This window comes from Arenibacter lacus, from assembly GCF_008711145.1.
In the GTDB taxonomy this organism is placed as follows: domain Bacteria; phylum Bacteroidota; class Bacteroidia; order Flavobacteriales; family Flavobacteriaceae; genus Arenibacter; species Arenibacter amylolyticus.
Genome location: NZ_VVIN01000008.1, coordinates 17,277 through 31,735 on the forward strand (window position 1 = coordinate 17,277; position 14,459 = coordinate 31,735).

13 protein-coding genes are annotated in these 14,459 nt (G+C 41.6%); 11 read left to right on the forward strand and 2 right to left on the reverse strand.

The annotated features are described in order from the left end of the window. The first annotated feature begins 58 nt into the window (after nt 1-58). The 6 genes from purH (at nt 59) to rodA (ending at nt 7,248) form a co-directional block, all read left to right on the forward strand. Entirely contained in the window at nt 59-1,591 is a 1,533-nt protein-coding gene (gene purH / locus F1E73_RS04535) for a bifunctional phosphoribosylaminoimidazolecarboxamide formyltransferase/IMP cyclohydrolase (RefSeq protein WP_150451225.1), read from the forward strand. Between the two features lie 56 nt (nt 1,592-1,647). Continuing rightward, nucleotides 1,648-2,676, forward strand: a complete 1,029-nt coding sequence (locus F1E73_RS04540; protein ID WP_086475962.1) for a rod shape-determining protein — start codon at nt 1,648-1,650, stop codon at nt 2,674-2,676. A 116-nt stretch (nt 2,677-2,792) separates the two neighbouring features. Further along, the gene (mreC, locus tag F1E73_RS04545) at nt 2,793-3,608 is read left to right on the forward strand and encodes a rod shape-determining protein MreC (RefSeq protein ID WP_150451226.1); all 816 of its coding nucleotides are present in this window, start codon (nt 2,793-2,795) and stop codon (nt 3,606-3,608) included. Beyond that, nucleotides 3,601-4,110, forward strand: a complete 510-nt coding sequence (mreD, locus tag F1E73_RS04550) for a rod shape-determining protein MreD (protein WP_086475960.1) — start codon at nt 3,601-3,603, stop codon at nt 4,108-4,110. The genes mreC and mreD overlap by 8 nt, the downstream gene beginning before the upstream one ends. After that, complete coding sequence (locus F1E73_RS04555) at nt 4,107-5,975, forward strand: peptidoglycan D,D-transpeptidase FtsI family protein (RefSeq protein WP_086475959.1); 1,869 nt, start codon at nt 4,107-4,109, stop codon at nt 5,973-5,975. The genes mreD and F1E73_RS04555 overlap by 4 nt, the downstream gene beginning before the upstream one ends. Further along, entirely contained in the window at nt 5,965-7,248 is a 1,284-nt protein-coding gene (rodA, locus tag F1E73_RS04560) for a rod shape-determining protein RodA (RefSeq protein WP_086475958.1), read from the forward strand. The genes F1E73_RS04555 and rodA overlap by 11 nt, the downstream gene beginning before the upstream one ends. Here the strand turns inward: rodA and F1E73_RS04565 are convergent. After that, the gene (locus tag F1E73_RS04565; RefSeq protein WP_086475957.1) at nt 7,245-8,060 is read right to left on the reverse strand and encodes a DNA/RNA non-specific endonuclease; all 816 of its coding nucleotides are present in this window, start codon (nt 8,058-8,060) and stop codon (nt 7,245-7,247) included. The two genes, rodA and F1E73_RS04565, sit on opposite strands and share 4 nt — an antisense overlap. A 180-nt stretch (nt 8,061-8,240) precedes the next feature. Between F1E73_RS04565 and msrB the strand changes: the two genes are divergently transcribed. The 5 genes from msrB (at nt 8,241) to F1E73_RS04590 (ending at nt 11,808) form a co-directional block, all read left to right on the forward strand. Next, on the forward strand, nt 8,241-8,705 hold the full coding sequence (gene msrB, locus F1E73_RS04570) for a peptide-methionine (R)-S-oxide reductase MsrB (protein ID WP_150451227.1): 465 nt from the start codon (nt 8,241-8,243) through the stop codon (nt 8,703-8,705). Continuing rightward, nucleotides 8,695-9,246, forward strand: a complete 552-nt coding sequence (gene msrA, locus F1E73_RS04575) for a peptide-methionine (S)-S-oxide reductase MsrA (RefSeq protein ID WP_150451228.1) — start codon at nt 8,695-8,697, stop codon at nt 9,244-9,246. Before msrB ends, msrA begins: the two co-directional genes overlap by 11 nt. A 167-nt stretch (nt 9,247-9,413) precedes the next feature. Further along, nucleotides 9,414-9,869 (forward strand): peroxiredoxin family protein, encoded by a 456-nt coding sequence (locus tag F1E73_RS04580; RefSeq protein WP_150451229.1) that lies wholly within the window; start codon nt 9,414-9,416, stop codon nt 9,867-9,869. A 69-nt stretch (nt 9,870-9,938) separates the two neighbouring features. Continuing rightward, nucleotides 9,939-10,208 (forward strand): GNAT family N-acetyltransferase, encoded by a 270-nt coding sequence (locus F1E73_RS04585; RefSeq protein WP_150451230.1) that lies wholly within the window; start codon nt 9,939-9,941, stop codon nt 10,206-10,208. Nucleotides 10,209-10,242: 34 nt separating this feature from the next. After that, the gene (locus F1E73_RS04590; RefSeq protein WP_150451231.1) at nt 10,243-11,808 is read left to right on the forward strand and encodes a protein adenylyltransferase SelO; all 1,566 of its coding nucleotides are present in this window, start codon (nt 10,243-10,245) and stop codon (nt 11,806-11,808) included. Between the two features lie 149 nt (nt 11,809-11,957). Here F1E73_RS04590 and F1E73_RS04595 read toward each other — a convergent pair whose 3' ends face one another. After that, nucleotides 11,958-14,141, reverse strand: coding sequence for a carboxy terminal-processing peptidase (locus F1E73_RS04595; protein WP_086475952.1), 2,184 nt, complete (start codon nt 14,139-14,141; stop codon nt 11,958-11,960). Nucleotides 14,142-14,459 lie beyond the last annotated feature (318 nt).

Sequence of the window (14,459 nt, forward strand, 5' to 3'; positions counted from 1 at the left end):
TTAAGCACAAAAAAACTACTTTTACAACCTGATAATTTATAACAATAAGTACAAAAAAATGAGCACCTCTAAAAAAGCTACCTCGGCCCTTATTTCAGTATTCCATAAAGATGGTCTGGCACCCTTGGTAAAAAAACTTAACGAACTGGGAATCACCATCTATTCTACTGGTGGCACGGAAAAGTTTATTAAAGAATTGGGCATCGATGTAGTTCCGGTAGAGGACATTACAAGTTACCCTTCCATACTGGGAGGTCGTGTTAAAACCTTGCACCCAAAAGTATTTGGGGGAATTTTGAACCGTCAGGACAATCAAGGGGACCGCGATCAGCTGAAGGAATTTGGCATCCCACAATTGGATATTGTTATCGTAGACTTATATCCTTTCGAAAAAACGGTAGCCAGTGGAGCTTCCGAAGAAGATATTATTGAAAAAATAGACATAGGAGGTATTTCCTTGATCCGTGCAGCTGCCAAGAATTACAAAGACACCCTTTGTGTTTCCTCTATGAACGATTACGACGAGGTGTTAGAAATAATGACCCAAGGAAACGGCAGTACCACTTTGGAAGAACGCAAGCGTTTTGCAACAAGATCTTTCAACATTTCTTCTCACTACGATTCGGCTATCTTCAATTACTTTAACAAAGATCTGGAGCAGCCCGCATTGAAACTTAGCGAGCTTAATGGACAGATTCTTAGATACGGGGAAAACCCACACCAAAAAGGATTTTTCTTTGGGGATTTTGATGCTATGTTCCAGAAATTGAACGGAAAAGAACTCTCCTACAACAACTTATTGGATGTAGACGCCGCGGTAAACTTAATGGAAGAATTTAAAGAGGACGAGCCCACTTTTGCCATCTTAAAACATAACAATGCCTGTGGTTTGGCTACCCGCCCAACCTTAAAACAAGCGTATCTTGACGCCTTGGCAGGAGATCCAGTTTCTGCCTTTGGAGGTGTACTTATAAGCAACAAGGAGATAGACGAAGCTACTGCTACGGAAATCCACTCTCTTTTCTGTGAGGTGATCATTGCACCTAGCTATACAGAAGAGGCCTTGGACCTCCTAAAAGGCAAGAAGAACCGTATCATCTTAATCAAAAAAGATGTGGCCCTACCCAGTACTACAGTAAGAACCTGTTTAAATGGTGTATTACTACAAGATAAAGACAACAAGACCGATGCTTTGGAAGACCTTACTAACGTTACCAAGACGCAGGCCACAGACCAAGAGTTAGAAGATTTAATCTTCGCTTCTAAGCTGTGTAAACACACCAAAAGCAACACCATAGTATTGGCCAAAAACAAGCAGCTTTGTGCCAGCGGTACCGGACAAACTTCCCGTGTAGACGCTCTAAACCAAGCAATTCACAAAGCCAAATCCTTTAATTTCGATTTAAATGGAGCGGTTATGGCCAGTGATGCCTTTTTTCCTTTCCCAGATTGTGTAGAAATTGCGCATAAAAGTGGTATTACTAGCGTTATACAACCTGGAGGGTCTATTAAAGATCAGTTGAGCATAGATTATTGCGATGAAAATGGAATTTCTATGGTAATGACTGGCACCCGCCATTTTAAACATTAATTTCCTTACTTTTGACGATAACATTGACTTTTAATCCGAAAACAAACAGCTAAAAAATGGGATTCTTTGATTTATTAACCGAGGAGATAGCGATAGATTTAGGTACCGCTAACACCCTGATTATCCACAACGACAAAGTTGCAGTGGACAGTCCGTCCATTGTTGCCAGGGACAGAATTAGTGGCAAAATCATAGCGGTTGGTAAAGAAGCCAGTATGATGCAGGGGAAGACCCATGAAAACATCAAGACCATTAGGCCGTTAAAGGATGGAGTTATTGCCGATTTTGATGCCTCGGAAAAGATGATCAGTATGTTCATTAAGAACATACCAGCCCTCAAAAATAAATGGTTCCCACCCGCTTTGCGAATGGTTATCTGTATCCCATCCGGAATTACGGAGGTGGAAATGAGAGCGGTAAAAGAATCTGCAGAGCGTGTTAACGGAAAGGAAGTATACTTAATTCACGAACCCATGGCCGCTGCCATCGGTATTGGCCTGGATATTATGCAGCCCAAGGGAAATATGATTGTAGATATAGGTGGTGGAACCACGGAGATCGCTGTAATTGCACTTGGTGGCATTGTTTGTGACAAATCGGTTAAAATTGCAGGGGATGTATTTACCAATGACATCATCTACTATATGCGCACCCAGCACAACCTTTATGTTGGTGAAAGTACTGCCGAAAACATTAAGATTACCATTGGTTCCGCAACCGAAGACCTACAATCCCCTCCGGATGAAATGTCCGTTCAGGGACGAGACCTGCTTACTGGGAAACCAAAGCAAGTTTCCGTTTCCTACAGGGAAATAGCGAAGGCTTTGGATAAATCTATCCTAAGGGTAGAGGATGCGGTTATGGAAACCTTATCGCAAACCCCACCAGAATTGGCTGCGGACATTTACAATACAGGAATCTACTTAGCAGGGGGTGGCTCTATGCTTAGGGGACTAGACCGACGCTTATCGCAGAAAACGGACTTGCCCGTATACATTGCCGAAGATCCTTTAAGGGCCGTTGTAAGGGGAACCGGAATCGCCTTGAAGAATTTGGACCGCTACAAAAGTATTTTAATTAAATAAATCTTGGAAAAGCTCCCTTTTTGGGAGCTTCCTATAATCCACAAATAAATCCAAACCAACCTTTACCCAATAATTCACCAATTACTAATGAAGGTTCGATAAATTAATTCTAGCACATGCAGCAGATTATAAATTTTATATTAAAATATAAAAACTTCCTGCTCTATGTATTTTTATTGACCATAGCATTGGTATTTACCGTAAGAGCACGCTCTTACCACCATTCCAAGTTTTTTAATTCGGCCAATTGGCTTACCGGCAATGTCTACGAATCTACCCACAGTATTTCCTCTTTTTTTAGCCTAGGAACAGAAAACGAAAAACTGGTGGAAGAAAACAAATGGCTTCGCCAACAGTTATACAATCTGGAAAAAGCACCACCAAAACCTCTAGATAGCACCGAAATTACCTACAGCGTAACTGCTGCCAAGATTATAAAGAATAGCTATTCACTACCGAGAAACTATATTACCCTGGACAAAGGCCGTGTAGACGGATTGGAAATAGACATGGGGGTTATTACCTCCAAGGGGATTCTTGGTATTGTAGAGCACACCTCCAAAAACTTTTCAATGGTACAGAGCATTTTAAATGTGAGGTCTAGGATTAATGCAAAAATCCTGAACACCAATCATTATGGCTCCTTGGTATGGGACACCAAAGACTACCGTACCGTGCAATTAAAGGATATAGAGCGACTAGTACCCTTAAAAGTAGGAGATACCATTGTTACCGGTGCAAGCTCCAGTATTTTCCCAGAAAACATTCCCATTGGCGTAATAGCGCATTTTGAGGTGAACCCTAACCATAGCTCCTACCAAATAGATGTTAAATTATTTAATGACATGACCACGGTAAAGAACGTGTACATCATTAAAAACAACCAACGAGAAGAAATCATAGAACTAGAATCTAAAGTAGGTAATGATTAGTAATAACGCCCTTTTTATTGTTATTAGATTTTTACTATTAATTATAGTACAGGTCCTGGTGTTCAATAATCTGAATTATTTTGGTTATATAAACCCCATGGTGTATCTACTTTTCCTATACTGGTACCCCATAAACGACCAGCGGGCTTTCTTTATACTTTGGAGTTTTTTGCTAGGCCTTATGGTCGACTGGTTTTCAGACACCATGGCCATACATGCAGCGGCCACCGTAACCATTGCGTATTTACGTCCAGCCATTATGCGCTTTTGTTTTGGCTCTAATCTAGAATTTCAAAACTTCCGAATATCCAGTACCACCCAAGCACAACAAATAGTATTTCTAACCTTATTGATCTTTATACATCATTTGATATTCTTTTCCCTGGAAATTTTCAGTTTAGGAAATACTCTGCTAATTTTGAAAAAAGTTTTATTCACGGGATTGGCCACCTTGGTAATAAGCTTGCTACTGCGGACACTTTTTAGTATTAAAAAGCGATGAGAAAGATACTGTTATCCTCAATAATCTTATTGGCGGGATTAACTTTTATAGGCAGATTATCCTATCTGCAAATATTTAGTTTCTCCCCAAACCAATTATTGGAAGATCCGGCCATAAAAGCAGTATACGATTACCCAGAAAGAGGGTACATCTATGATAGAAACGGTGAATTGTTGGTAGCCAACCAACCGGCCTACGACGTAATGGTGATACCCGGTGATGTAAAACCGCTAGATACCCTAGAATTTTGTGGACTACTGGGCATTGACAAGGAGCACTTTATACAACAGTTGAAAAGGGCCCGCACCTACTCCCCAAGACTTCCCTCGGTTTTGGTTCCCCAACTTTCCAAACAAGATTATGGTAGGCTTCAGGAAAAAATGAGAAGGTTTGAAGGCTTTTATATTCAAAAGCGATCGCTACGTTATTATGATACCAATAGTGGCGCCAATGTCCTTGGATATATCAGCGAAGTGAACCCATGGGATTTAAAGAAAAACCCTTCCTATGCTGCCGGAGAATTAAAAGGAACAACGGGGATAGAAAAGGAATACGAAGAAATATTAAGAGGCCGTAAGGGAGTAAAATACATTCAGAAAGACCGTTTTAATAGGGATATTGGTCCCTATAAGGACGGTGCTTTGGACACCCTGCCGATACAAGGGCAACAGATTACGGTTACTTTGGATAAATCTCTCCAGGAATACGGCGAAAAGTTAATGGTAGGGAAACACGGAGGAATTGTGGCCTTGGAGCCCAGTTCCGGGGAAATATTGGCCCTTATTTCAGGACCCAGCTATGACCCATCCATTTTAGTAGGACGCGAGCGGTCTAGAAATTACAGTAAGCTGCATTACGACAGTATTTCCAAGCCCACTTTTGATAGAGCCTTGCTGGCATCCCAAGCCCCTGGATCTCCCTTTAAAATTTTAAATGCTTTGGTAGGACTTCAGGAGGGTGCCATTACCACGGAAACTACCATTCAATGTTACAACGGATTCTTTGTGGGAAGAAGAAAACGAGGCTGCCATTGTGGAGGTGGTTTGCGCAACCTACATACAGGCCTCTACCGGTCTTGTAATGCTTTTTCCGCTGGAGTCTTTAGAAGATTTTACGATCAGTTCAATAGTACCGGCGAGGGACAAGAAGCTTGGGAAAAGCATATGAAAAGTTTTGGTTTGGGTACTTATTTAGGCTACGACCTCCCAACGGGAAGACCGGGACGGATCCCCAGTAGAGAATATTACGATCGGGTATACGGGGCTAATAGATGGGCACCCACCTATATTATATCGAATGCTATAGGACAGGGAGAAGTAGAGACCACTCCTATCCAACTGGCCAACATGACAGCGGCAATCGCTAACCGAGGGTATTATTATACCCCTCACATATTAAAAAAGATAGGTTCCGAAAACATTTCAAATCCAAAATTCACGGAAGCAAAACACACCACCATAGACAAACGTCATTTTGAGCCTGTAATTCAGGCTATGGCAGATGTTTATAAACAGGGGACGGCCAGATGGCTCCAAGTAAAAGACTTGGAAATAGCAGGAAAGACCGGAACCGTGGAAAACTTTACAAGAATTAACGGAGTAAGAACCCAATTGACGGATAACTCCGTATTTGTGGCCTTTGCACCTGTAAACAATCCCAAAATTGCCATAGCGGTATATGTAGAAAATGGTTACTTTGGAAGTCGGTATGCAGGACATATTGCCACCTTAATGATTGAAAAATATCTGAATGGGGAAATTAGTAGGAAAGATCTTGAGAAAAGAATGCTAGAAAAAACATTGGAGCACGAATATGCCAAGCCCTATAGTGGTAAACCTTTTAAAATAAACGAGCGTGCCTGGTAGAAGTACAGTAAGACGGTTAGATTGGATTAGTATAATCTTTTACCTTTCCCTAGTTTTTATGGGCTGGATTAATATTTATTCCACCGCCTTTGACGAGAACTACCCTTCAGTATTCAATTTTTATACCCTCTACGGGAAGCAATTACTGTTTTTTGGAGCAAGCATAGTAACTATTGTTATTATCCTTGGCCTTGAAGCTAGCTTTTACGAACGCTTTGCCACCATCTTTTACCTGGCTTCCATAGTACTCCTACTGGGCCTCTATCCCTTTGGGCGCACCATTAATGGGGCTACCGCTTGGTACGACCTCGGTTTCTTTAACCTTCAGCCAGCAGAGCTTGCCAAGATGACTACGGCATTGGCATTGGCCAAGTATTTAAACGACATACAAACAGATATAAAGCGTCTAAAAGATCAATTTTACGCCTTTTTAATTATACTTATCCCTGCAGCGCTTATCTTTCTGCAGCCCGACCCTGGAAGCGCACTAACCTTCTTCTTCTTGGCATTTGTAATTTTCAGAGAGGGATTGCCTTTATACTATTTGGGTCTTGGAACAACCGTAATTGTTATTTTTATTACCACGCTTATGTTTGGCACCGTATGGTTGATAATAGGAATTGGACTGGCGTTAGCTTTATTTATGCTATTAAAGAAACCATCCTTTAAGGTTCCCCTCCTACCTATAGTACTAAGTTATTTGGCAATTATCCTATTCTCACTTTCTGTTGATTTTGTTTACGACACCGTGTTAAAACAGCACCATAGAGATAGATTTAGCCTATGGCTACGTTTGGAAAAGGACCCTAGGAAAATGAATGAAATTCAGCGTACGATAGGGTATAACACCCATCAATCTGAAAAAGCCATAGAATCTGGAGGATTTTTTGGGAAGGGCTTTATGCAGGGCACCCGCACCAAAGGCAACTTTGTACCGGAACAACACACCGATTATATATTTAGTACTGTAGGTGAGGAATGGGGTTTTGTAGGGACTTCTTCGGTGGTCATTATATTTACCCTTTTGCTCCTTCGATTGGCTTTCTTGGCAGAACGACAAAAGAACCCCTTTAGCAGAATGTACGGCTATGGGGTAATCTGCATCCTGTTTATCCATTATTTTATAAACATCGGGATGGTAATAGGTATATTACCCACTATAGGGATTCCACTTCCCTTCTTTAGTTATGGAGGATCTGGACTGGTGTTCTTTACCGCCTTACTATTTGTCTTCCTTAAATTGGACGCCAATAGAATGAACGAATTGGGTTAAAATTTCCAAGCCTTTGTATTCACGGTCGCCTCCAGCTTTTCCTGCAGCTCACTTGGCACGCCTTGAAAAAAATCGATCCCTGTTAATTCCTCCACTTGGTCCACCGGCACTACAAAACGCTTGAGACCTACGTCCGTTTTCTCATTAGGGATAAGGAAGGCTATTACCTTAAGGGCCTCCCCTTCCCCTTTTGCTACTATCTTATAGAAATATTGGGGCACAGCCACTTGTTCCCTTCCTATGGTGGGCAAATTTCCCCTTAGGACCCCTGCCGTCACTACGGTTAGTGGGCCTTCCCTCTTAGCCCAGCGCCGAACTTGCTGCTCTAACCTATTCCACACGCCCCCATTAAAATCCGGATGTTGCGGACTAATATTACTGGTGTAGAAGGTCTCGTCATAGGCAGCCTGCGTAAACTTTCTGTCCCCAGCAGGGCACAAATGCCCACGATTATACCCAGACCCCTTGTAATTTCTCCAATCTGCAGAAGCTGTTTTCACCTTGGGATCCTGAATAAAATAAGGCCGCGTTCTATCGTCCTGGGTAATATGGGACCTATCTACCCGATAGGCAACCCACTCTGCCTGTTCGTGTTTTTCACTATAAGACAACATATAATGATTGTGATGCACCACCGCCCCCGTACTAGAGCTGGGCCAATAATCTTTGGACACCGTTGTTTCTGGCGCCATATAAGTCGTTGTCCTAGTAGCACTGGCTGGTGAATAATAAGTATCAAACCACCAAAACCCCACTATACAAAGAATCATTAAGAGGGTATAAATGATCTTATTTTTCCTAATTTTATTCATATATTACAATTAACCCAAACTTAGGTGGCGGACTATCTAATAGTGTAAGCTCCCCACTTAAAATACGACTACTATATGGACTTAGAACAATGAGGGGCTGCACTTTTTAGTACGTCTCAAGCGTCCTAGGTTGTAGGATATTAAAGTAGTAATAATAATTATAAAGAAAGACAATACACCATGTTAACCTGGAGAGATATAATTAATTTTAGTGTTAAAGGGAATCCTAGCCCGGAAAAAAGGATAGAAAAAACCGAGGAGGAATGGAAAGCCCTTCTCACCCCTGAACAATTTAGAATTGCCAGAAACAAAGGTACGGAACCCCCGCACAGCGGCGCATTATGTACCACCTACGATGAGGGTGTTTACGGTTGTATTTGTTGCGGAACCCCCTTGTTTGATTCTTCCATAAAATTTAACTCGGGTACCGGATGGCCTAGTTTTACACAACCTATAAAAGAGAACGCCGTTAAATATCATAAAGACACCTCCTATGGGATGATCCGGGTAGAGGCACTTTGCAACAGCTGCGACGCCCATTTAGGACATGTGTTTCCCGATGGCCCGGAACCCAGCGGATTGAGGTATTGCATAAATTCTGAGTCCATGAAATTAATAAAGGAAGGAGTATCCAATGAAAAATAATAGTTTGGCATTAGCCACTTTTGGAGGTGGTTGTTTTTGGTGCGTAGAGGCGGTATTCCAAGAAGTAGCGGGAGTAGAAAAAGTAATATCGGGATACTCTGGAGGGAATGCCCCGGGGAAACCTACCTATAGGGAAATTTGCTCTGGCCTAACGGGGCATGCAGAAGTAGTGCAGGTAACCTTTAACCCGAAGCTTATTTCCTATCAGGATTTGTTGGTTATTTTTATGACCACCCATGACCCCACCACTTTAAATAGGCAAGGAGCAGATGTGGGAACACAATATCGTTCCGTAATCTATTACCATAACGAAGCACAAAAGGAGGTGGCGCAAGCAGTTATACAAAAAATGGCTCCTTTCTATTCCCAACCCATAGTCACCGAAATAAGTCCACTTTCCATCTTTTACGAGGCGGAAGAAGAGCATCAAAATTATTATCGTAATAATAAAACCCAAGGGTATTGCAGTGCAGTGATCACTCCTAAATTGGCGAAATTGCGTCAGGCACATGCCGATAAGCTAAAAAAGACGAGGGTCTAGGGTATCCATCCCACTTTAGTAGGGATTAGTCCCTATAAACAATAGTTGGGGGATATTCCTTGAAAAGTATCGGCATCGATAAACTATTAGGCATTTCCATTAGATCCTTTCCTGCCTACCTTGATACAACAATGGGGTACATCCCCTTTAAGGAAAAGTATATAGTTATGGAAGGAAAAGAAAGGGAGTCAGCCCGTATCGTTACAGCAAAGGAATTGGAAGTAAACCAATGGGTAGATGCCGCTGGAAAGCCAACAGCACCGATTTTACTATCCGATTATCCGGAGGTATTTAAGGTTATCTATTGTTTCCAATACTGGTGCAAAGGATGCCATAGCCGGGGTTTCCCTTCGCTAAAAAGGATGATTAACGAAAAGAGAGACCAGAAAAACATCTTATTTTTGGCTATACAGACCGTTTTTGAAGGGCATAAAGAGAATACCTATGACAATATGATAAAAACCCAGAAGGAATATGGATTAGCGATTCCATTTGGACACGACCCCGGTGATGAAAGTACCCATTCCATCTCCAAGGTGATGACCAACTATCGTACTGGTGGTACCCCTTGGATAATATTGATTAATGAGGAAAACAGGGTTGTATTTTCTGATTTCATTTAGGAATTACATCTCAACTTTAAAATGAAGCAAGCCCCATGCAAGTCTTTATAAAACAGTAAAAAATAGCATATGACGGTAAAACACGACAAGGACAAGCAACAATTTACTTTGGATATCCAAGGCGAAGAAGCTAGGGTGGACTATCAACTTAGGGATGGCACTATGTATTTAACCTATTCCGAAGTACCTTATCACCTTAGGGGAAAGGGTTATGGAAAGCAATTGGTTGAGCAGACTTTTGAGCAACTGACCAAAGAAGGTTACCGCGCCAAAGCCGTTTGCTCCTATATACGCACCGTAGCCAGAAGGAGTGAGAAATGGAGCAACATTATTGAGTAGCTCCACCCTTATGGACAACACATTAATAGACACTATGAAATTTAATATTAAAGATACTTTCACCAAGGAACTGCCAGCAGATCCCATATTAGAAAACTTTAGAAGACCCGTAAAGGAATGTTTTTCCTATGTAACCCCCAGGAAAACCTCTAATCCTACTTTAGTGCATGCCTCTCCGGTATTGGCCAAGGAATTAGGCCTTACGGAAGCCGACCTACAAACTGACGACTTCCTTCAAATTTTCTCTGGGAACGCCGTGCTACCCAACACCACCCCCTACGCTATGTGCTATGGAGGACATCAATTTGGTAATTGGGCGGGACAATTAGGTGACGGAAGGGCCATCAATTTATTTGAGATGGAATACCAAAACAAGATCTGGGCACTACAACTTAAAGGGGCAGGGGAAACCCCCTATTCCAGAAATGCCGACGGCTTGGCTGTGCTCCGTTCTTCCATTAGGGAATACCTATGTTCTGAGGCCATGTACCACTTGGGCGTCCCTACAACTAGGGCGTTGTCCCTATGCGAAACTGGAGATAAGGTACTGCGGGATATTCTTTATAACGGGCATCCAGAATATGAGCCCGGAGCAGTAGTATGCCGGGTGGCTCCCTCTTTTTTACGCTTTGGGAATTTTGAAATATTAATGGCTAGGGACGACAAGGCCACCCTAAAAAAATTGACCGATTACACCATCAAACACTTCTACCCACATATAGCACTGGGGAGTAAGGAAGGATACATCCAATTCTTTAAAGAAGTGACCGATAAAACCTTGGAAATGCTGATCCATTGGCAACGGGTTGGATTTGTGCATGGGGTAATGAACACAGATAATATGTCCATTTTGGGCTTAACCATAGACTACGGCCCCTATGGATGGCTAGAGGGCTACGATGAGGGTTGGACACCCAATACTACGGACAGGGGTGAAAAACGCTATAGGTATGGAAACCAGATCAATATTGGGCTTTGGAATCTGTATAGGCTTGCTAGCTCCTTATTTCCATTGATAGAAGAAGCAGCCCCACTAGAAGCCATATTGGAGGGGTATAAAGATGCCTATCAAAAACAGTATCTAGCGATGATGAAATCTAAGATTGGCCTTTATTCAGATGCGGAAGAAGATACTTCACTACTAAATGCCCTGGAGGAAAACCTACAGTTGACCGAAACGGATATGACTATATTTTTTAGAAACCTCAGCTATATAGATAAGGAAGAAACCATTTCTGACAAGTTTTTAGACATGGTGAAAGATGCTTTCTATCTACCTCAGGAGCTTAACGGTGGGTTTACCGAAACATGGAAAGAATGGTTTATAGCCTATGCGGCAAGACTGCAACGGGAAGACCTATCCAATGACGAAAGAAGAAAGAAAATGAATAGCGTAAATCCCAAATACGTCCTTAGGAATTATATGGCCCAATTGGCCATAGAAGCGGCAGAAAAAGGAGACTACTCCTTAGTAGAAGAAATGTATCAATTACTATTAGACCCTTATGGTGAGCAAAAGGAAGCAGAAAAATGGTTTGCTAAGCGACCCGATTGGGCACGCAACAAAGTTGGTTGTTCCATGCTTTCCTGCAGTTCCTAACCCACCACGTTTCATTGGCTCTTGCGTACAAATGACGATTATTGGCAGTTGTATGATTCCGAGCTTTATCATAAAGCTAATACAATAAAAACACCCCTTACCAACAATAGGTAAAGGGTGTTTCCTTATAAGGGGATATCCTAAATGATTTAGCCTTTTATACTGGCCAATCTAGATTTTTCCATGGAATCCTTTATTATATCCTGCAATACGTTTACCGCTTCTTCTACATAAACATCTTTAGCAAGATTTTTATGCCAACGAATACGCTTCTCCTTCAAAACGGAGTCCTGTGCAAATAGGTCCTGCTCGTATTGGAGCGATTTAAAGGTAAGCTTTGAATCGTAGTCGGAGATCTTTTTAAAGTACTTGGCTTTCTCTCTATTGAGTTCCAATTCCTTTTTAAAGTCCTCATAGTTTAACGAAACTACATTCTCATCTTGCCCTTTTTTAATCCATCTGGCATTTTCTTCAATCAATTTAATTTGTTCATTCTGCGCCATTCGTTCCATACTCTTGGCAACAGTAGTCTCATAGTCTATATATCCTTCCAAGGGAGTATAGGAAGCAGGAGCAATTTTGTCCCAGGCCAATGGGTTTTCCTGATCTTTTTCTCCAAGGTCTATATAACTATATCTATCTGGCACCACTACATCGCTCTTTACCCCTTCTAATTGGGTAGAGCCGCCATTAATCCTATAAAATTTCTGAGTGGTAAGTTTTATAGCTCCTAAATCACCATGCTCGTTACTGCGAACTATATTTTCCAAGGGAATTACATTTTGAACAGTTCCCTTCCCAAAAGTTTGTTCGCTTCCTATTACTATGGCCCTTTTATAATCTTGCATTGCAGCAGCCAAAATTTCGGATGCCGAAGCAGACAATTCATTTACCAGGATAACTAGAGGACCATCCCATTGGATACGGGCGTCTCTATCATTATACACCTCAGGGCTTTTTCCGGTAGACCTCACTTGTACAATCGGTCCTTTTTCAATAAAGAGTCCGGCTATTTCTATTACTGTCTTTAAAGATCCCCCACCGTTATCGCGCAGGTCCAAGATTAGCCCTTGAGCACCTGCCTCTTTTAGGCGCTCTACTTCCTTGGCCACGTCTGTAGCGGCGTTTCTTTGGTTGTAGTCTTCAAAATCCACATAAAATTTTGGCAAATTAATTAGTCCAAACTTCTGGTCATCCCTAATAATCTTGGCCGATTTGGCATAGGATTCTTCCAATTCTACTACATCACGGGTTATAGAGATAACTACAATAGATCCATCTACCTTTTTAACGGTAAGATCTACCACGGTTCCTTTGGGGCCTTTAATAAATTTAATGGCATCATCTAAGCGCATGCCTACAATATCTACTGGTGTTTCTCCATCCTGCCCCACTTTTAGAATCTCGTCACCTACTTCCAATCGCTGATCTCTCCATACCGGACCTCCGGAAATAACCTCTACAATCTTGGTCTGATCTCTTTTCTTCTGCAAGCGGGCACCAATTCCTTCAAATTTTCCAGACATACTAGTGTCAAACTTCTCCTTGTCATCCGGGGCAAAATAAAAAGTGTGGGGATCAAATACGTCCACAATGGTATTCAAGTATTGTACATACCAATCTTTGCGCTGTAAGTCGGCAACAAAATCGAAATAATCATCCAAGGTATTTAGGGTGTTTTCTCTCGCCTCCGCTTCGGCTTCGGCAGGAGTCAATGGTTTTGAAGTTTCTATTTCTTCTTCAAAAACATCTACTTCCTCCCCTTCTTGTTGTGTATTGGTAGCGGCATCTACCTCATGCGCTGTTAGCTTGGAGTGATAGTTGCCCAAGGTGGCATACTTCAATTGCTTCCTCCAGCGCTCCTTTAATTCTTTTCGCGAAGTGGCGTAGCCTTGTTCCTTATAATCGATATCTAGACTTTCCGTAGCGTCAAAATCGAAGGGCTCACTAAGCACTTCCTTGTAGATCCCCTTCGCTTCCTCCATTCGTTTCATCAGTCGGGCATAAACCATTTCAAAGAAGGAGAGGTCCGTATTTTTGATCTGATCGTCTATCTGGAATTTGTACTTCTCGAACTCCTGAATGTCTGCTTCCAAAAAATAGCGTTTCGTAGGATCAATAACATCAAAGAAATTCTTGAAAACCTTTGCCGAAAAATTGTCATCGATGTCCGTAGGCTGATAATGCCCCCGTTCCAATACATAGGTAATAAGGTCTAGCAATAATTTATCCTTATCGTCCGTATCAAAGGATTTGTCAATTTTATTAGTAAAACTACATGAGCTAACCGCAATCAGCATTATCAACAATGCGTAGGCTAAATTCTTTTTCATTTATTCATTTTTAATTTACCCCCACCATGGGTCTCATTCCCACATGCCAGGATTTAATATATTCTATTAAAATTAATCAAACGGCTGCTGTTAACCAAGATTTATATTTCAAAACCCTTTTCAAATACCATTTTGCATAAAATAAGGAAAAAATCATGCCACTTGTTGCATAACTGCCATTAATCTTTTGTTAATATCACAATCCTACCCAATACTCCACCTTTAAAAAAACTAGGGGGAGCTAGTGTATTTTTAGGGCCATTCATCCACAAGTGGTAGAGCAGGGCAGATCCATAACATTTTAAAAACGTATTTTTG

Bases quoted from the DNA above. Each gene is read 5' to 3' on its own strand.
- purH (WP_150451225.1), top strand. From the start codon at position 59: ATGAGCACCTCTAAAAAAGCTACCTCGGCCCTTATTTCAGTATTCCAT.
- F1E73_RS04540 (WP_086475962.1), top strand. From the start codon at position 1,648: ATGGGATTCTTTGATTTATTAACCGAGGAGATAGCGATAGATTTAGGT.
- mreC (WP_150451226.1), top strand. From the start codon at position 2,793: ATGCAGCAGATTATAAATTTTATATTAAAATATAAAAACTTCCTGCTC.
- mreD (WP_086475960.1), top strand. From the start codon at position 3,601: ATGATTAGTAATAACGCCCTTTTTATTGTTATTAGATTTTTACTATTA.
- F1E73_RS04555 (WP_086475959.1), top strand. From the start codon at position 4,107: ATGAGAAAGATACTGTTATCCTCAATAATCTTATTGGCGGGATTAACT.
- F1E73_RS04565 (WP_086475957.1), bottom strand. From the start codon at position 8,060: ATGAATAAAATTAGGAAAAATAAGATCATTTATACCCTCTTAATGATT.
- msrB (WP_150451227.1), top strand. From the start codon at position 8,241: ATGTTAACCTGGAGAGATATAATTAATTTTAGTGTTAAAGGGAATCCT.
- msrA (WP_150451228.1), top strand. From the start codon at position 8,695: ATGAAAAATAATAGTTTGGCATTAGCCACTTTTGGAGGTGGTTGTTTT.
- F1E73_RS04580 (WP_150451229.1), top strand. From the start codon at position 9,414: ATGGAAGGAAAAGAAAGGGAGTCAGCCCGTATCGTTACAGCAAAGGAA.
- F1E73_RS04585 (WP_150451230.1), top strand. From the start codon at position 9,939: ATGACGGTAAAACACGACAAGGACAAGCAACAATTTACTTTGGATATC.
- F1E73_RS04590 (WP_150451231.1), top strand. From the start codon at position 10,243: ATGAAATTTAATATTAAAGATACTTTCACCAAGGAACTGCCAGCAGAT.
- F1E73_RS04595 (WP_086475952.1), bottom strand. From the start codon at position 14,141: ATGAAAAAGAATTTAGCCTACGCATTGTTGATAATGCTGATTGCGGTT.